The 15,126-nt window shown below is 69.3% G+C and carries 17 protein-coding genes; 5 read left to right on the top strand and 12 right to left on the bottom strand.

Annotation, left to right across the window (positions count from 1 at the left end):
* Nucleotides 1-7: 7 nt before the first annotated feature.
* Genes ACN6M5_RS09660 through ACN6M5_RS09645 form a run of 4 tightly spaced genes read right to left on the bottom strand, consistent with a single transcriptional unit; the run spans nt 8 to nt 3,721 of the window.
* Nucleotides 8-760 (bottom strand): SIS domain-containing protein, encoded by a 753-nt coding sequence (locus ACN6M5_RS09660; protein WP_434949460.1) that lies wholly within the window; start codon nt 758-760, stop codon nt 8-10.
* Entirely contained in the window at nt 757-1,587 is an 831-nt protein-coding gene (locus ACN6M5_RS09655; protein WP_434949459.1) for a carbohydrate ABC transporter permease, read from the bottom strand. Before ACN6M5_RS09655 ends, ACN6M5_RS09660 begins: the two co-directional genes overlap by 4 nt.
* Nucleotides 1,584-2,528, bottom strand: a complete 945-nt coding sequence (locus tag ACN6M5_RS09650) for a carbohydrate ABC transporter permease (protein ID WP_434949458.1) — start codon at nt 2,526-2,528, stop codon at nt 1,584-1,586. Before ACN6M5_RS09650 ends, ACN6M5_RS09655 begins: the two co-directional genes overlap by 4 nt.
* Nucleotides 2,525-3,721 carry an ABC transporter substrate-binding protein gene (locus ACN6M5_RS09645; RefSeq protein ID WP_434949457.1) on the bottom strand — a complete coding sequence of 399 codons (1,197 nt, stop codon included), beginning with the start codon at nt 3,719-3,721 and terminating at the stop codon, nt 2,525-2,527. The genes ACN6M5_RS09650 and ACN6M5_RS09645 overlap by 4 nt, the downstream gene beginning before the upstream one ends.
* Before the next feature lie 310 nt (nt 3,722-4,031).
* Here ACN6M5_RS09645 and ACN6M5_RS09640 point away from each other — a divergent pair, with 310 nt between their 5' ends.
* Nucleotides 4,032-4,745: a GntR family transcriptional regulator gene (locus ACN6M5_RS09640; protein WP_434949456.1), complete on the top strand. Its 714-nt coding sequence runs from the start codon at nt 4,032-4,034 to the stop codon at nt 4,743-4,745.
* A 7-nt stretch (nt 4,746-4,752) separates the two neighbouring features.
* Here the strand turns inward: ACN6M5_RS09640 and ACN6M5_RS09635 are convergent, their stop codons facing one another.
* Nucleotides 4,753-5,784, bottom strand: a complete 1,032-nt coding sequence (locus ACN6M5_RS09635; RefSeq protein WP_434949455.1) for a pyridoxal-phosphate dependent enzyme — start codon at nt 5,782-5,784, stop codon at nt 4,753-4,755.
* 222 nt (nt 5,785-6,006) lie between these two features.
* Here ACN6M5_RS09635 and ACN6M5_RS09630 point away from each other — a divergent pair, with 222 nt between their 5' ends.
* Nucleotides 6,007-7,209 carry a M20 family metallopeptidase gene (locus ACN6M5_RS09630; protein WP_434949454.1) on the top strand — a complete coding sequence of 401 codons (1,203 nt, stop codon included), beginning with the start codon at nt 6,007-6,009 and terminating at the stop codon, nt 7,207-7,209.
* Complete coding sequence (locus ACN6M5_RS09625) at nt 7,209-7,970, top strand: MBL fold metallo-hydrolase (RefSeq protein WP_434949453.1); 762 nt, start codon at nt 7,209-7,211, stop codon at nt 7,968-7,970. The genes ACN6M5_RS09630 and ACN6M5_RS09625 overlap by 1 nt, the downstream gene beginning before the upstream one ends.
* On the opposite strand, the gene ACN6M5_RS09620 is transcribed toward ACN6M5_RS09625, so the two are convergent.
* The 3 genes from ACN6M5_RS09620 to ACN6M5_RS09610 are packed head-to-tail and all read right to left on the bottom strand — an operon-like array spanning nt 7,960 to nt 10,184.
* On the bottom strand, nt 7,960-8,988 hold the full coding sequence (locus tag ACN6M5_RS09620; RefSeq protein WP_434949452.1) for a Gfo/Idh/MocA family protein: 1,029 nt from the start codon (nt 8,986-8,988) through the stop codon (nt 7,960-7,962). The two genes, ACN6M5_RS09625 and ACN6M5_RS09620, sit on opposite strands and share 11 nt — an antisense overlap.
* Entirely contained in the window at nt 8,985-9,791 is an 807-nt protein-coding gene (locus ACN6M5_RS09615; RefSeq protein WP_434949451.1) for an IclR family transcriptional regulator, read from the bottom strand. Before ACN6M5_RS09615 ends, ACN6M5_RS09620 begins: the two co-directional genes overlap by 4 nt.
* Nucleotides 9,792-9,839: 48 nt before the next feature.
* On the bottom strand, nt 9,840-10,184 hold the full coding sequence (locus ACN6M5_RS09610; protein WP_434949450.1) for a hypothetical protein: 345 nt from the start codon (nt 10,182-10,184) through the stop codon (nt 9,840-9,842).
* 60 nt (nt 10,185-10,244) lie between these two features.
* Between ACN6M5_RS09610 and ACN6M5_RS09605 the strand changes: the two genes are divergently transcribed.
* Nucleotides 10,245-10,655 carry a RidA family protein gene (locus tag ACN6M5_RS09605; RefSeq protein ID WP_434949449.1) on the top strand — a complete coding sequence of 137 codons (411 nt, stop codon included), beginning with the start codon at nt 10,245-10,247 and terminating at the stop codon, nt 10,653-10,655.
* A 49-nt stretch (nt 10,656-10,704) separates the two neighbouring features.
* On the opposite strand, the gene ACN6M5_RS09600 is transcribed toward ACN6M5_RS09605, so the two are convergent.
* Together ACN6M5_RS09600 and ACN6M5_RS09595 are read right to left on the bottom strand one after the other, a co-directional pair.
* Nucleotides 10,705-11,340, bottom strand: a complete 636-nt coding sequence (locus tag ACN6M5_RS09600) for a hypothetical protein (protein ID WP_434949448.1) — start codon at nt 11,338-11,340, stop codon at nt 10,705-10,707.
* 19 nt (nt 11,341-11,359) lie between these two features.
* On the bottom strand, nt 11,360-12,679 hold the full coding sequence (locus ACN6M5_RS09595; RefSeq protein ID WP_434949447.1) for a glycosyltransferase: 1,320 nt from the start codon (nt 12,677-12,679) through the stop codon (nt 11,360-11,362).
* Between the two features lie 69 nt (nt 12,680-12,748).
* Between ACN6M5_RS09595 and ACN6M5_RS09590 the strand changes: the two genes are divergently transcribed.
* Nucleotides 12,749-13,468 carry a TetR/AcrR family transcriptional regulator gene (locus ACN6M5_RS09590; protein ID WP_434949446.1) on the top strand — a complete coding sequence of 240 codons (720 nt, stop codon included), beginning with the start codon at nt 12,749-12,751 and terminating at the stop codon, nt 13,466-13,468.
* Here ACN6M5_RS09590 and ACN6M5_RS09585 read toward each other — a convergent pair.
* Together ACN6M5_RS09585 and ACN6M5_RS09580 are read right to left on the bottom strand one after the other, a co-directional pair.
* Complete coding sequence (locus ACN6M5_RS09585) at nt 13,407-13,973, bottom strand: GIY-YIG nuclease family protein (protein WP_434949445.1); 567 nt, start codon at nt 13,971-13,973, stop codon at nt 13,407-13,409. The two genes, ACN6M5_RS09590 and ACN6M5_RS09585, sit on opposite strands and share 62 nt — an antisense overlap.
* A gap of 58 nt (nt 13,974-14,031) precedes the next feature.
* Nucleotides 14,032-14,913 carry a LysR substrate-binding domain-containing protein gene (locus ACN6M5_RS09580; protein ID WP_434949444.1) on the bottom strand — a complete coding sequence of 294 codons (882 nt, stop codon included), beginning with the start codon at nt 14,911-14,913 and terminating at the stop codon, nt 14,032-14,034.
* Between the last annotated feature and the right edge of the window lie 213 nt (nt 14,914-15,126).

Raw genomic sequence — 15,126 nt, 5'->3', positions numbered from 1 at the left:
AGCGGCGTCAGATGTGCGGGATGCGCGACCGGAACCGGTCGGCCAGGGCGCTGTTGTGGTCGAGCGCCCCCGGCATCCCCGCGCTGAGGTAGATGTCCGGGTCGACACCGGATGCGGCCTGCAGAGCCATCGCCTGGACGATCACGGCGTTGAGCAGGGCGATTCCGACCGCGCTCGACCCCGGGCCGGCCTTCGGCAGGCCGGGGGCGATCGGAACGAGCGCATCCCCGGGCGGGCAGTGGTTGTCGAGCACGATGTCGGCCACGTCGTGCAGGCGCGGCCCGGATCCGGCGGTCGATCGCGCGTATGCCACTGAGGTGATCGCGATGACAGGCAGGTCGAGCCGTTTCGCCGCTCCTGCCACCTCGATCGGGAGCGCGTTCGATCCGGAATTCGACACCACGAGCATCGCATCCACTCCCGGCCGGATCGGATAGTGCGCGAGGATGTCGTCCGCATGCCCTGCCTGGCGCTCCAGCTCGGTGCTGCGCTGCGCGCTGACATGGAGCATGTAATCGTCCTGCAGGATCGGCGAGATGCGCGCAGATCCTCCGGCCCGGTAAAACGCTTCCTCCGCGAAGACGTGCGAGTGGCCGCTGCCGAACACGTACAGGATGCCGTCGCGCTGGAAGACGTCTGCGACCGTCTCCGCCGCTCGGCGGATCGCGCCGGACTCCTCGCGAGCCGCGACGGACAGCACTTCCTGCACGCGGCGCAGGTACAGGTCGGAGGTCCTGGTCTCGTCGGCGGCGATGGTCATTTCGTCGCTCCCGAGATGAGTCCGCCGACGAAGTACTTGCCGACGAAGAGGAACAGGATGACGGTGGGCAGAAGCGTGGATACCGTTCCGGCCATCACGAGACCCCAGTTGACCGTGTACTGCCCCACCAGGGCGCTCAGCCCGATCGGCAGCGTCTTGAGGGTGTCGCTGACGACGAACTGGGAGGCGAAGACGAACTCGGTCCACGAATACACGAACGAGTAGACCGCGACCGTCGCCACGCCGGGCGCCATCAGCGGGAGCACCACCTGCACCATCGTGCGGACCGGGCCGGCGCCGTCGATCGAGGCCGCCTCGTCCAGTTCGGGCGGCACAGAGAAGATGAACCCTCGCAGCAGCCAGGTGCAGAACGGCGCGGTGAACGCGACGTTCACGAGGACGAGCCCGGCGTAGGTGTCGATCAGTCCAGCTCCGGCGAGCGTCCGGTACAGGGGCACGATGAGCAGAGTGCCGGGGATCATGTACGACAGCAGCACGATGCCCGCGATCTTCCCGCTGCCCGGCACGCGCAGACGGTAGAGGCCGTACGCGGCGGCGAGAGAGACGATGAGCGTGACGACGGTGGTCGCGACTGCGACGATCACGCTGTTGCGCAGGTACACGGCGTAGTCGGTGGTGACGAACAACTGCTCGAAGTTCGACAGCGTGAACGTCTGCGGCCACCAGGTCGGTGTTGCCTGCAAGATCTCCTGACGGCTCTTGAAGGCCGAGCTGACGACCCAGTAGATCGGTCCGATGACGACGATCGTCAGCACGATCATCGCGAGCGCGGCCGGGATGCGCCCCAGCCTCAGTGTCGGCCTCATGCGAAGTCCTTCGGTTTGGCGAACCGCACGAACAGCAGGCCCGCGATCGCGAGCACGATCACCGTCAGCACCGAGGCCGCTGCGGCCTCGCTGGAACGGAAGGCGCTGAACGCCGTGTCGTAAATGTAGACGGGCATCGTCGTGGTCGCGCCGGCAGGACCGCCCTTGGTGGTGAGGTAGATCGTGTCGAGGACGTTGAACGACCACAGCGATCCGACGAGACCGAGAGCGAACAGGACGGGCTGCAACAGCGGGAAGGTCACGGACCAGAACGTGCGCCAGGCATTGGCGCCGTCCATCTTCGCCGCTTCGATGACCTCGTGCGGCACGGTCGCGAGTGCCCCGTAGATCACCACGGCGCTGAGCGGGAACCAGTGCCAGCTGTTGACGAGGATGACCGTGATGAGCGTGAGCGGGCCATCCGCGAACGGGGCGCCGATGTCGATGCCGACCGCGGCGAAGATCTTGTGGATGATGCCGTAGTTGCTGTTGAGGAGCCACTGCCAGATCACCGCGACGGCGACGGTCGGGACGACCCAGGGCAGCACGACCCAGGTGCGGGCGCTCTTCGACCACCAGCCGCTGCGCTGCAGCAGCAGCGCGGTGGCGAACGCGAGGATCGTCTGGACGATCATGTTGACGATCAACCAGATCCCGGAGCGGCCGAGAGCCGCCCAGAACTTGTCGTCGCCGAGCACCTTCGAGTATGTGTCGAAGCCGACGAAGTCCGCGGGGCTGCCGATGACGCGCTGATCCTGGAGGCTCGTGACGACCGCGTTCACCAAAGGGAACGCGATGACGAAAGCCATGATGAGCACGATGGGGGCGACGAGGACGTAGCCGAGCACCTTGGTCGAGGTGGTGGTGCGTCCGACGCCCGCCGACCGGCGCGGGCGGCTGTTCGCCGTCCGCGCCGGCCGGGTGGAGACGGGAGCGGTCATTTGGCGATCGCGTCCTGCATCTGCTTCTGCGCCCACGCCACTGCTTCCTTGGCGCTCATGCCGTTCACAGTCATCTGCTGAACAGCCTGCGCCAGGATGTTCTGGCCGGAGATCTCGCCGATGGACGAGATGTACTGACCGTCGACGAACCCGAAGAGTTCACCGGTCTCCGACTGCTTGAGCATCGCATCCACACAGGTCTTGTACGTGCTGATGACCGGGTTCTCGCGCCAGTTGCTCTCCGTTGCGCCGTTCTCGGTCACCGGGAGGAACAGGCCGGGTTCCGCGTTGAGGAAGTCACCGTAGTGCTTCGGATCGAGCACCCATTCGAGGAACTTGCCTGCACCCTTCTGCTTGGCCTTGTCCTTGCTCAGGATCATGCCGCCATTCGAGTAGTAGATGCTGCCGGTCTTGCCGCCGTCGTCCGCCACGGGGATCGGCGCGCAGCCGAGGTCGCTCGCCGGTCGTCCGGATTCCTCTTCGAACGGTGCCAGGTACTGGCCCTTCTCGACCGCCATCGCCGCTGCTCCGCTGTTCAGCGCTGCCTGCGGCTCCGGCCAGGAGTAGTTGCCCGCATCCTTCGGCGAGAGAGCCGCCAGCTGCTTGTAGAGCTCGAAGGCAGCGACGGTCTTGTCGTTGTCGATCGCGACCTTTCCATCCTTGGTGAACATGTTCGCCGCTCCGCCGGTGACCATGAAGCTGTAGAGCACCTGATCCGTGGCGAGGTTCTTGCCGGACGGGACCGCGATGCCGGAGGTGCTTCCCGCCGACAGCTTCTTGGCGTCGGCGACCAGCTCGCTCCAGGTGGCGGGCGCAGCATCGATTCCGGCGGCCTTGAACATGTCGGCCCGGTACCAGAGCATCTGCACCATGCCGTAGAGCGGGACGGCCCAGACGTCGCCGTCGTCCGTGTACGGAGCGGTGGCCGCCTTGATGAGTCCGTCCTTGCTCGTGATGTCGTCGACCACGTCGTTCACCGGCTGGCCGAGACCGAGACCGCGCACGTATGTCGCGAAGTCCGGGATGGCGAACAGGATGTCCGGCTGCTTTCCGGACTGCGCCGCTGCGGCGATCTTGGTGTACACCTGGCCCCAGTCCTGCACCTGGATCTTGACCGGATACTCGGGGTTGGTCGCGTTGTACTCGTCCGCCAGCTTCTGGAACGCCTTCTCGCGGGATGGCGTGTTCTCCATGTGCCAGAGGACGACCTCTTTGTCAGCGGAATTGCTGGAGGGACTCCCTCCACAGGCACTGAGCCCGAGCGCTGTTGCGGCTGCTAGAGCAATCGCTGCAAGTGCTTTAGAACGCATTGCGTTTCACCTCTCTGTGAGACCGGTGCCCGATTCGGGGATTGTCGCTGTTACTGTGTGGCGGGTGGGGGTCGGGCTGCCGGTGTTCATCTACGATAACTGCTATAGAGCAATCTGGCCACACATTTGTATCAATTAGATTTCGGGAGAGTAACCTTTTGTTTCAGGCACCCAGGCCAAGGAGGCAGAATTCGTGAGCGCACCCCGCTACATCGAGATCCTCGACCAGCTTCGCGAACGCTGCGCCGGGCTCGCCCCCGGTAGTCGCCTCGCTTCGGAGCGCGCCCTGGCGGAAGAGTTCGACGTGAGCGCGATGACGGTCCGTCAGTCGCTCGCCAAACTCGCGGAAGAAGGCTGGGTGCACCGCTCGCAGGGGAGCGGCACCTATGTGAGTCGCCCGACCGTCACGATGGGACCGAGTCTCACCTCGTACACGGAGGACATGCTGCGGCTCGGCCTGCAGCCGTCGTCGGAGGTGCTGCGATTCGAAACGGTCAAGCCGGATCTGGAGACGGTGACCCGTCTCTCCCTCCGGCCGACGGAACAGGCGATCGTGCTCGAACGGCTCCGCTTCGCCGACGGCGAACCGATGTGCCACGAGATCAGCGTCTTCCCTTCCCGTCTCGCAGACGCGCTGGCGGGCGCCGACCTCGCCGGGTCCGTGCATGAGGCGCTCGCCGCGGCCGGCACGGCGCCGTATTCGACGTTCCGACGGGTGCGTGCCGTCGTCGCGCCCGACCGCGAATGCGAGCTGCTCGGGCTGCCCGTCGCGTCTCCCGCCCTGGAGATCAGCGACACCTTCTCGGATGCGCTGAGCCAGCCGTTCCAGCATGTCCGCACCCGATACCGGTTCGACAGGTACGAGGTGCTGAGCAAGATCGATCGGCTGCCGGGAGCGGCTCGCTGAGCACCCGTCAGGACGCATCCTGGACCTTGATCCCGTGGCCGGTCAGGACGGCGACCACCGGTCCGTCCGCCGTGCGGGCAGCGCGCTCCGCGGCGACGAGGGCGATGGCGGACGACGGCTCCACCCAGAGGCCGGCTGTGCGCAGCCGCGTCGTCGCCTCGGTGATCTCCCTCTCGTCGAGAGCGATGGCACTGCCCCGCGTCGCGCGGATCGCCGACAGTGTCAGCATGCCCTGCCGCTCATAGCCGCGAAGCGGGTCGGCGATGGCTGTCGCCGCCGTCTGCTGCCAATCGGTCCGGTGGGTGGTCAGCGCGGCCTCCCACGCCGACGGTGAGTCTGCCGACGCCTCCCAGGCCGCGACGATCGGCGAGACGGCTCGCGCCTGGACGCCGATGAGCCGAGGGGCGACGCCGCCGCCCCTCGCTGCGGTGACGTCCGAGAATCCCCGCTCGATTCCGCGCAAGAGGGGACCGGCGCCGATCGGGATGCACACGGCCTCCGGCACTCCGCCCAGCTGCTCGGTCAGCTCGAAGGCCACCCCGCGGTACGCCTCGGCCGGCACGGGGTTCCGGAAGGTCGTCGAGACGTTCAGCCATCCGTCGCCCTCGGCCGCGAGCGCTGCGGCATACGCCGCGCTGTAGTCGCCCGCGACCTCCGTGACCTCGGCGCCGTACGCCCGACAGGCGCGCAACTTGGCGGCGGCGTTGCTCTCCGAGCCGACGATCACGCGGCAGCGGAGTCCGGCGCGAGCGGCATAGGCGCTCGCCGAGGCCGCTGCATTCCCCGTCGATGCGACGACCATGCCCTCGTACCCGCCGTCCACGGCGAACGACGCCGCGAGGGCCATCGCCCTGTCCTTGAAGGACAGGGTCGGATTCGCACCCTCCAGCTTGAGGAGCACCCGTCCATCCGATCCGGGCCAGTCGAGCAGCGGCGTCTCGCCCTCTCCCAGGCTCACCCGTGCCGTGACGGGCGGGAAGAGTGCCGCTCTGCGCCAGATGCCGGGCGCGCTCGCGTCCCACGTCGGCGCGGTGGTCAAGGGGTCCGCGTACACAAGCACGGCACCGCCGCACCGGGGGCAGTCATACCGGAACCGGGGCCCGGACCAGTCGCCGTCCGCGCACCGGTAGCGGTGGCCACGGGGGCGGGAGGATCTGCCCACGTCCATGTGTTCTCCCTCGGACCGATGATTGTGGAAAGGTATTCTAAAAGCTACACTCACGATCGTCCGACCCTCAACTTCCCCCGAACGGAGGCCCCCGTGCAGGTGCTGGAGCTGACACGAGAACTCGTCGCCATCGACTCGCAGAATCCCGGAGGACAGGAGCAGGGGATGGCGGACTTCCTCCTGGGGTGGGCGGGTGCGAGAGGCTTCGCGGCCGAGCGGATCGAACTCCGGGAGGGCCGCCCCAACCTCGTGATCACGGTCGACCGCGGGCCGGGGCCGCGCCTCGGGCTCTCCGGGCACCTGGACACCAAGCCGATCGGGGACGCCCGTTCCCTGTGGAACACCGATCCGTTCATCCTCACCGTCGACGGCGACCTGGCATACGGACTGGGAGCCACGGACATGAAGGGCGCCATCGCCGCCATGATGGTCGCACTCGAACGCTTCGCGTCCATCCCGGGAGACGGCGCACTCAGCCTGGTGCTCACCGCGGACGAGGAGCAGGGTTCGGACGCTGGTGCCAAGGCGCTCGCGGAGACCGGCAACATCCCGAGGCTGGATGGGCTCGTCATCGGCGAGCCGAGCGGGATCGACGAGCCGTGGGAGGCGCTTCACCTCGTCTCCCGCGGGATCTGCTGCTTCGAGGTCGAGGTGATCACGCACCAGGGTCACAGCGGTCTCTCGCATCGCCTCGGCCGGAACGCGACCCTGGTCGCCGGAGATCTGCTCCGGGCGTTCGAAGCGTTCCAGCCGACCGTCTCGCATCCCGGAGCTGTGGAATGCGCGCCGACGGTCAATCCTGGGATCTTCGTGAGCGGCGGCGTCAGCTGGGGCACCTGGCCGGGTAGTTGCCGGGTGGGGGTCGAGATCCGGCTGGTGCCCGGCATGGACCGCGAGACGGTGCGTGCGGAGATCGACGCCTTCGTCCGGTCGAACCTCCCCGAGGGTGTCGACTACCGCATCCACTATGTGCAGAGCGGGCAGGGCTGGATGCCCGCTGTCGAGCTCGGTCCGGATGAGCCGGTCGCCGTTGCCGCGCGCGAGGCGGCCCAGCACGTCCTCGGCCGAACCGTTCCTGTCGCAGCCTTTCCCGGAGGGACGGACGCCACGTACTTCCTCGGAGCGGGTGGTGTCCCCACGGTGACGAGCCTGGGGCCCGGGTGGATCAGCGTCGCGCACGGCGCAAACGAGTGCGTCGGAGTCGGGCAGCTGGTCGAGGCGGTCGACATCTATGAGCGGATCGCCGCCGAGTTCTGCGTCGCCGAGCCGTCCCGCGCACAGAGCGGCGCGGTCTGATGCCTGCTCGACAGCTCACCGACACGGTGTGGGTCGTCGGAGGGCCGTCGGGGCCGGAGACGACCAGCGGTTACGACGGGCTGCACTACCTTGTCTGGGACGGCACCACCGGTGTGCTCATCGACGCGGGTACGGGTCTCGGAAGCGAGGCGTGGCTCGCCAACGTCGAGGCGATCTGCGGGGACGCTGCGCCGTTCGGTGTGCTGATCACTCACTATCACGCTGACCACGCCGGGGGAGCCGCGGCGGCGCTCCGCGCAGGCATCGACGTCTACGCCGACGAGGTGACGGTCGCCGCGCTCGAGGCGGGGGATGAGGAGGCCACGCAGCTGGCCAGGGCGAGGCGTGTGGGGGTGTACCCCTCGGACTTCCGGCTGCAGCCGGCCACCGGTGTCAGGGTGCTGCCCAGCTCTGCGGTCCTGAACCTCGGCTCGCTGACGGTCACGGCATTGGAGGCGCCAGGTCACTGCGATGGCCACCTGGTCTTCCTCGTGGATGCGGCAGGACGGCGTTCCCTGTTCAGCGGTGACGTGATCTTCGCGGGCGGGCGCGTGAGCATGCAGGCGATCCCCGACTGCCGGCTCGACCTCTACGGCGACACTGTCCGCGGTCTCGCCGAACTCGACGTGGACGAGCTCTTTCCCGGCCACGGAGCACCGGTGCTCGACGGGGCCTCGAGCGACATCGAACGGGCCGCGGCGTCGTTCGGCAGGCTGATCCCTCCGCCCAATCTGCTTCAGCCGGAGTGGCTCACAGACTGACGGGCTCACCGGTGGCGGACGACGCCACCACAGCCTCGGCGATGGCAACACCCCAGACGGCCTGATCGACAGGCATGATCGAGTTGGCCCGCTCGCGACGGAACACGGCCGACGCGTACGCGATCTCCGCGCGGAGTGCGCCGCCGACGCGGCCATCCTCCTCCGGCCACAGCGAGAGGTCGGGGGTGAGGCTCGCGTCGTCCGTCCACACGGTGAGCGCGTCACCGATGAGCCGCTGTCGTGCGGTGCCCAGCGAACCGATGAGCTGCGCCTCGCCATCGATCGTGCCGTCCAGCGCGAGCAGCCCGGCGAGACTCTGGGGGCCGCGCAGCGGAACGGTCCACGCCGACTGGATCGTGCTCGTCGCGCCCGAGGCGAACTCGACGATGGCGCTGATCACGCTGGGCGCAGCATCGCCTGCCGCCCGTGACTCTGTTGCGAAGACACGCGCCGCCGGCTCGGCGTGGAAGAACACGGCCAGGTCGATGTCGTGGATGCAGGACTCCCACACCGGATGCACCCGGTCGCCGAAGTCGGCGAACCAGGACCGGCTGAAGTCACGGTGGAGGCGGGTCGCCCAGAGTGTGCCGAGCATCCCGTCGTGCAGTGCGGACCGCAGGTAGCGGTACGGCTGGGCGAAGCGAGAGATGTGGCCGACCACGATCTCCCTGCCGGCCGCCCTCGCCGCGGCGGCGGTGCGCTCTGCCGCTGCGGCGCTCAGGGCGAACGGCTTCTCGACGAAGACGTCGCATCCCGCGTCGATGGCTCCGTCGGTCAGCGCGGAATGCGATGACTCGTCGGACGCGACCACGACCACGTCGACACCCTCGGCGGAGCGGACGGCCGACAGGCCGGTCCCGTATCGAGCGACGCCCCATCGCCGGGCGACGGCCTCTGCGCGTCCCGCATCCACGTCGACGACGCCGACGACACGCGCGCCGGCCTCCTGCCACGCGCGCACGTGCAGCTCGCCGAAGCGTCCGGCTCCGGCGACGACGACGCGCAACGGGTCGCTCATCCGATCGAGCCGGGGTGACCGAGGGCTTGGGAGACGCGCCGGGCGGAGGCGGCCACGAGTGCGCCGATCTCCTCCAGCCGCTCGTCGTCGAAGCGTTCTGCAGGCACGGAGACGCTGATGGCGGCGATGGCGCGCCCGCTGTCGTCGAAGATCGGTGCGCCGACGCAGTCGACGCCCGGCTCGTTCTCCTCGCGGTCGACGCTGTATCCGCGTTCGCGCGTGGCGGCCAGGGCCTCGGTGAGTGTCGCTTCGTCGATGGTCCTGCCGAGGAGGTCGTGCGTCGCCACGCGCACTGCCTCGACGACCGTCTGAGGCGAATACGCGAGAATCGCACGCCCCAAGGCGGTGAGCGCAGCAGGGGACGTCCCACCGATCCGCGACGAGGTCTGCACCGCGTGCACGGTCTCCAGCTTGTCGACCACGACCACGTGCGGCGACGCCAGGGTTCCGAGATGGCACGCTTCACCCGTGCGCTCCCGCAGCTCGGACATCACGGGCAACGCCTCGACGCGGAAGTCCAGGCCGCCGAGGAATCCGCGTGCCAGCACCAGCGAAGCGGAACCGAGTGCCTGCATCCCGGTCGGGGTCTCACGCGCGAGCCGGTGCTGCTTGAGCACGCCGACCATCCGATGCACGGTGCTCAGCGTGATGCCCGTCTCTCTGGCGATGTCGGCCAGCGTCATCCCCTGCGGGTGCGCGGCGAGCAGGAACAGGATGCTCATCACCCGCTCCAGCGCCCGCAATCCGTCCGGACCTTTGCGCTTGGGATCGTCTTCCACTGCAGCGCCCTCGATCGTACTCACGTTCCCCCTCATTTCGGAATGCCCATCCATAATCATACTGCGCGCGGCTCACTCCGTCCGGAACGTCAGCACCGTCTCCGTCGCGGCGGTGTCCGCTGGCTCCCCGTACACCCGGATGTGGTGCACCTGCTCGGCGAGGGTGCCGTCGCGGAGGGTGCCGTGCTCGGTCGCCTGCACGAACACCTCGCATCGGCCGCCGCGGAGGCGCGCCGCCTCCTGCTCCGCCCAGGCGATGACCTCGGTCACGTCGGTGGCGCCGGTGACGGCCCAGTCGTCCAGGTTCCAGCCGGTGTACGGCCCGGGCGCCGGAGCCCAGAGGCGCACGCGGTACACGGTCGGCCCTCCACGATCCCAGGTCGGTTCCTCCGGGGACCGCAGCCATGTCGCATCCATGCGGCAGAGCCTAGCGGCGCATCCGGTGCGGTACCGTGGTCGGGCTGCGAGGGAGGCACCATGACGGCTGGCAGGGTCGAGCTGATTCGCACGGAGAGACTGTCGGGGATCGCCGAGTACGCGTATGCGGCGACGGCCCCGGCGGGCAGCCGGTACATCTTCCTGGCCGGGGCGTGCCCGCTCGCGCTCGACGGGTCGACAGCGGGCGTCGGCGACTACGCTTCGCAGGCCGAGGCGGCGGTCGCGAACCTCGTGACGGCCCTGGACGCGGCCGGCGCGTCGCTCGGCGATGTGGTCAGCACGCGGGTGCTCGTCGCGTCGGCCCGTCGCGAGGACCTCGGTACGGCGTGGGCCGTCGTCCGGGCGGCGTTCGGCGACCATGACGTGCCGAGCACGCTGCTCGGCGTCACCGTCCTCGGCTACCCCGACCAGCTCGTCGAAGTCGAGGCCGTCGCCGCCGTCGCGCCCTAACGCGGCGAGACTCCAGTAACTGTCGCGAAACGCCCGGGATGCGGCGCAGTTAGTGGTGTCTCGTGCTGCGGCGCCGCGTGATGCCGTGGGGGCGGAGGAGGTCGAGGAAGAGCGGGGCGAAGAGGATGGGGCGCCGGCGCGGCAGGGCCGCCGGGCGCGTGAGGGAGGTGAGGATGCGCATCCACGCGCTTTGCGCCGCCGTCGCGCCCTGCGCCGCCGTCGCGTCCTGCGCCGCGGCGTCTCGCGCCGCTGCGGGTGCCGCATCCCGCGCCGCCGCGCGCGCCGCCGCCGCCGACCGGCGCGGCAGCGGCACCCGCCTGCCCGTCGACAGGTCGTGCAGGTTGTTGCGGCGGGTGCCGTCCCAGTTCACGTAGAGGTACGGCCCGACCGGCGACGAGATGGGGCTGACGACGGCGCGCACGTAGCTGTCCGGTCCTGTCACGTATGTGGCCGTGCCGTTCGCGATCTCGGCGGCGGCCGTCGCGGCGTCGACGGCGCCGTGCGACGTGAACAGGGTGACGATGGAGCCGAACTCGTCGCGAGCGACCAGCTCGATGCGGAACTCGGTGATGGCGACTCCTCGGAGATCGTTCGGCGGCGGTGATGCGGTGATGCGGTGGTGGGGTGGCCGAGCGACGGTGGTCTGCCTTCTCCGATCGTACGCAGCGCCATTCATCGAATCCAACAGCGCGCGTTTCTGCGATTCAGCGACGCGACGAATGAGTGCGGGTGCCGCCCGCCGCATCCACCAGCCCCAGGACCGCGCGTTCCAGTCCGGCCAGCCCGGTGGATGCGCGGATCGCGTCCCCGATGGCGGTGCTGCGCTCGGCGTATCCCGGCTCGGCGAGCACCGTCCGCACCGCCCCGGCCACCGCGGCGTCCGTCGGGCGGTTCGTCGCGAGGTTCACGCCGACGCCCGACCACGCCACGCGCGCAGACACCTCCACCTTGTCCTCCGTCGTCCCCGCGATCACGACGGGGACGCCGTGCTCCATCGCGTAGTGCACGCCGCCGTACCCGCCGTTCGTCACGTACACCGAGGTCCGGGGGAGCAGTGCGTCGTACGGCAGGTAGGCGGCGACGCGCGCGTTCGGCGGGAGGTCCGCATCCAGTTCGGCGACCGGCCGCCCTCCCGTGCTGGCGACCACCCAGACGTCGTCGCCCGCCAGTCCCCGGATGGTCGGGAGCAGCAGGTCGCCGAAGTCGCGGTTGGCGACGGTCCCCTGGGTGACGTGGACGATCGGGCGTCCGTCCGCGAGGTCGTCCCACCAGGCGGGGAGCTGCGTATCCGACGGCCGGGTGCGGGAGACCGGCCCGACGAAGTGGACCGTCGACGGCAGGTCCGACCGCGGGTATTCGAACTCCGGGACCGTGAACTGCACCACGGCATCCGCGTGCGCCGGCCAGTTGAGGATGAACCCGTCGAGGGATGCGCCCGTCGCCTCGTGCGCGATCCTGCTCGCCGCCTTCTGCACGGGCGCGAAGATGATCTTCTCCGCGACCGCAGTGAGGGCGGCGTTCCGCAGTCTCCCGCCGATTCCGGGTTTCGGCTGCACCCCGAGCCCGAACGGCGCCACGTCTTTGCTCTTCAGCCCGAGCGGCACGATGCCGAGGTTGACCACGGCGGGCCGGGATGCGCGTGGCCGCGTGGAGAGCAGGGCGGCGCCGAGGAACAGGCTCTCCGCCAGCACCGCGTCCACTCCGTGCTCGGCGACGATCGCGTCCACGGCGGCGAGCTGGGCGCTGGCCGGGCGCAGGAAGATCGTGGTCATGTCGTACCGGATGCCCGCGGGTCCGGTGAGTCCGACACGGCCGGGGAACGCCGCATCCATGTCGGTGTCGTCGTAGTCGGCCTCGGCGGGGAGCGGGAGGAAGGTGGCGCCGGTGGCGATGACGCGCGCGGCGTAGCGGCCACCAGTGAGGAAGAGTACGCGGTGGCCGCGGTCGACGAGGTGCCTGGCGACGGCGAGCAGCGGGGTCACGTGGCCGTGGACCGGTGTGCTGCAGAGGAGAAGGGTGGTCATGGGATGCTCGCATTCGGGTCTAGAGTTTGATGAACGCTGATAGTATTCACTACACACGAAGGGTAGTCAATGGTTGATTCGGAGAACGCCACGTCGCGGCCGTACCGCTCGACGCTCCGCGAGGAGCAGGCGCGGCAGACCAGGCAGCGCATCCTCGCTTCCGCGTTCGAGGTGTTCTCGGCCAAGGGATACACCGGCGCCTCCCTCGCCGACATCGCCGCCGGCGCTGGGGTCTCGGTCGAAAGCGTGAAGGTGCACGGCCCGAAACGCGCCCTGCTCCTCGGCGCGTTCGAGCTCGCCTTCGCCGGGAGCACCGGCGAGGAGTCGCTGAGCGAGCGGCCGGAGGTCGCCGCGATCATGGGCATCGAAGACACCGGCGAATTCCTCACGGCGATGGTCGGCATGATCGCCGAGGCGAACGCCAGGACCAGCGGCCTTTGGGCGGCCTTCCTCGCCGCCGCGGCAGAGGACACCCACGTCGGAGAGGTCCTCGCCTCCCTGCTCGACCGCCGCCACGCCGACTACCGCCGCCTGGTCGACCTCCTCGCTTCCCGCGGGGCAGTGGATGCGCGGGCCGCGTCCGACGACGACCTCCAGGCGCTCGCCGACGTGCTCTCCTTCCTCATGTCGCCCGAGGGTCACCAGCAGCTCGTGCAGCAGAGCGGGTGGACGTACGAGCGCTACCGGGACTGGCTGATCGCCACGGTGAAGGCGACGGTGGCGTCCCCTACCCCCGTAACGCGATCGCCTGACTCCGCCACAGCGCCAGCAGCGACCACGGATCGGTGACACCCGCGCTCACGGTCGCGAGGTGCGCATCCAGCTCGTCGCTGCGCTCGAACCACTCGGTGCGCGGGATGCGGTGGGCGGCGAACTGCGCGTGTCGGCGCTGTTCGAGCGCCCGGTCGCCGCGCTCGAAAGCGAGCACCTCGTCGTGCGGCAGGCTCGAGAACCGCACGCGCGGATTGGCGGTGGTGCCGATCTTCACCCTGTCCCTGAACCGCAGGTAGTAGACCACATCCACCCGCGGCGGCGGCAGCTCCCCGGACACCGTCTCGCCCACCCGCCACTCGCACACCGCGCACAGCCAGCCGGACGGGTAGCGCACCCCCAGCCGCGAGCCGCAGAGCGCGCACGGCGACGGCAGCGCATCCATCTGCCCGTACTCGTCGGCCACCCAGTCGGCCGCGACGAGCAGGTGCTGCAGGCAGAGCGGCAGCGGTGCCCCGGGATGCGCGGGGTTCGTGCACGCGACGCCACCGGCGACGACGGCGCACGGGGTGGTGCCTGTCATGCGGGAAGCGTAACGGCGGCGACCGACACCGGCGCGAGCAGCGTTGTTGCCGGCCGCCCTACCGCCGCCCGTCCAGCCCCAGCTCCTCGCGCACGAACCGCGCGAACTGCGATGCGGCGGCCGATTCGCTGCGCGCCAGGTTCCTGGCGAGCCCGATAACGCGCACCGCCTCTTCCGCCAGTGGCACCAGTGTCACGCCCGGCTCGGTCGAGGAGTCCGGCAGCAGCGCGATCCCGACCCCGTCGCACACCAGCGCCTGCAGCGTCACCAGCTCGGTGACCTCCAGCACGATGTTCGGCACGATCCCGCGCCGGGCGAAGTACGCGTCGGCGATGTGCCGCAGCCCGGATCCGGTGCGCAGCGCGACGAACTCGAACGGTTCGAGGTCGTCCACGTCGATCACCGCGCGTCCGGCCAGTGGATGCGCATCCGGCACCCCGACCGCCAGCCGCTCGGAGGTCAGCGGTCGCCACTCGATCTCGCGGTCGCGCGGGTCCGGGCTGGTGAACGCGAGGTCGGCCGCTCCCTCGCGCAGCGCATCCAGCACGGTGTCCGCCGTCCCTCCGCGCAGCACGAACCGGATGTCCGGGAACAGTGCGCGGTACTCGCTCACCACGCGCGGGATCAGCCAGTGGCCGAACGACGACACGTACGCGACGGACACCGTGCCCGCCGACGGGTCGCGCAGTGCGTCGATGCGCGCGCGGGCCTCCTCCAGCTCGGTCTGCGCCCGGATGCCGTGGGCGAGCAGGATCTCGCCGTACTGGTTCAGCTCCAGGTGGTTCTTCTTGCGGTCGAAGAGCTCGACGCCCATCTCCGCCTCGAGCTTGGCGATGGTCCTGGTCAGCGTGGACTGGGAGACGCCGAGAGTGTCCGCTGTGTCGGCCAGATGTCCGTCTGCCGCCAGCGCTCTGAACTGGGCGATCTCTTCGATCCGCATGGTGCCATCATGCCGGACCATCGCCCCTTCGTGTGTCGGCGGCCCGTGATTCAATGTCACATGTGAGTAGATCAGTCGGAACCCGTGCTCGAATGAGCACCCTCGAACAGGGGGTGTTGTCTGTACGTTCACTCAGGAGTCACGGTCCGGTTCACTGCGCTCCATACGGTGTGCCAGGACCCAGCCGTCCGACCAGTCCCGACCGAGGAGAAG

The organism is Leifsonia araucanica (assembly GCF_051161895.1).
In the GTDB taxonomy this organism is placed as follows: Bacteria; Actinomycetota; Actinomycetes; order Actinomycetales; family Microbacteriaceae; genus Leifsonia.
The sequence above is the reverse complement of the archived record's forward strand: the minus strand, read 5'-3'. Positions and strand labels throughout refer to the sequence as shown.